Source organism: Christiangramia sp. (assembly GCF_029937855.1).
In the GTDB taxonomy this organism is placed as follows: Bacteria; Bacteroidota; Bacteroidia; order Flavobacteriales; family Flavobacteriaceae; genus Christiangramia.
Window position 1 is genome coordinate 9,819 of the sequence record NZ_JAPYPC010000030.1, and the last position, 1,868, is coordinate 11,686.

The 1,868-nt window shown below is 38.8% G+C and carries 2 protein-coding genes; both read right to left on the reverse strand.

The genetic code is table 11. From position 1 onward, the window contains the following. Positions 1 to 1,203 carry a TolC family protein gene (locus Q1K34_RS14380; protein ID WP_300440287.1) on the reverse strand — a complete coding sequence of 401 codons (1,203 nt, stop codon included), beginning with the start codon at positions 1,201 to 1,203 and terminating at the stop codon, positions 1 to 3. Between the two features lie 220 nt (positions 1,204 to 1,423). Beyond that, the gene (locus Q1K34_RS14385; protein WP_300440290.1) at positions 1,424 to 1,792 is read right to left on the reverse strand and encodes a four helix bundle protein; all 369 of its coding nucleotides are present in this window, start codon (positions 1,790 to 1,792) and stop codon (positions 1,424 to 1,426) included. Positions 1,793 to 1,868: the final 76 nt, after the last annotated feature.

Below are 1,868 nucleotides of genomic sequence, written 5' to 3' on the forward strand. Positions count from 1 at the left end.
CTAATTGCTTAAATAATTAATCACTGCAGATTGCATATAATAATTCTTTACAGCTTCAATAAGCCCGATTTGAAATTTCAATTGTAATTCCTGTATTTCCAGCACATCATTAAAATCGATAGTACCAGTCTCGTAACTTTTTATCAGAATTTCCTCTGCATCATTAGCTTGCTGAATATTGTTCAAAAAAGTGGTCGCAGTGATCTTTGCCGAAGCCCGATTGCTCAAAGCCTCTTCAAGTTTTGTTTGCAGCGTATTTAACCTTGATTCCCGTTGCGCTTCCAGCTCCTGCTGTCTAAGTTCATTTTGCCTGGTGACCGATTTATATTTATTATTGAAAATTGGAATAGAGACTGAAACCATGGGCATTAGAATGTCCTTTCCATTATCTGAAGGCATCATATCTGTTCGTTCCTGTACGCTGACGTAATCCACTCCAAAACCGAGTTTTGGTGCTGCTTCTTTCTGATTCAGGTTTTCAGCTTCATTAATAGATGCATATAACTTGTCAAACTTCAATAATTCTGGATGTACCTCTGTTACAGTCTCCTTTTCTATGATTTCATCCCGTGGAATCTCCATAGAATCTACTACTGAAACAGCTGCACCGGTTTCCCGATTCAACAGATTATTGAACAGAACTTTTTCCGCCTGAAATTCCTGTTCCAGAGTTTGTTGTTGCTGCTTCAGATCGTTTTGTCTCATCTGAAGTCTAAGCACATCAACAGCCGAAGCACTTCCCACTTCCAGAGAATTTAGTGCCAATTCATGAAAAGTTTCCAGCAGCGCTATATTCTCCTGCAGGATCTTCTGCTTAGAGGAATTAGCATAAAGCCGATAATAAGCCTGTGCTACCGATAATTTGAGATTACGTTTGGCAATAGCTACCTCCACATATTCGGCGTCTGCCATAGAACCCGCATAATTCTCACGGGCGGTGATCGTTCCAAACCATGGTAACATCTGCCTAATGGAGAATCTTGCCTTCTGAGCACCCGTTCTTGTTTCCGGTTCACTAACGAAATATCCGAATCCAAATTCAGTATCTGGATAGGAGTTCACTTCATTTAATTTTTCTTCAGCAATTTCATATCTCAAATTAAAAGCCTGGATCTCGGGATTGTTTTCTTCAGCAATTTGGATGTAAGAGTCCAGTTGTTGGGCATTTAAAGAAGTGAAAGTGAGAAGGGAAAATAGTATCATAATTATAGATGCTGGAAGCTGGAAGCTGGAGGCTAGAGGCTGGAGACTGGAGGCTCGAAGCTGTAGCCCTGAGACCGGAAACCGGAATTTGGCTCGAACCTGGGAATTGGAGCATCGTAGGCTAAAACCAAAAAACAAAATTTCAACTAATGCGAATTGAATAGCTTTACTGAAAAAATTCCATTTTCCATTTTCCAACTTCCCACTACTTAATTTTTTTCTACTTTTCATGACTTTTCCAATTTTGGTGAAGCTTGGTAATCTTACGTCCTATAACTGAATTCTCACCAGTGAGTTTCTGAAATGTATTTTTATCGATATAATCACAATCCAGGGCAAATGTTAGCCAGGTTTCAACTTCAGCATTTGACCCCAAAGCATGAATTAAATGTTGCTTAAAAGTATTTTCATAATTTCTTTTTGCCCATCCTTCAGAAATATTCGCCGGCACAGATCTGCTAGCTCTAACCAACTGTGAGGTGAGTGAAAAAACTTCCTCTTTCGGAAACTTCCTTGTCAACCGAAAAATTTCCGTAGCCAGAACATAGGACTCTTTATATACCTCTAAATCCTTAAAAGACTTGATCATAATAATTTGTATATTATATTCTTAAAAAACTGAACTTCCAACTTCCAACTTCCAACTTCCAACTTCCAACTTCCAA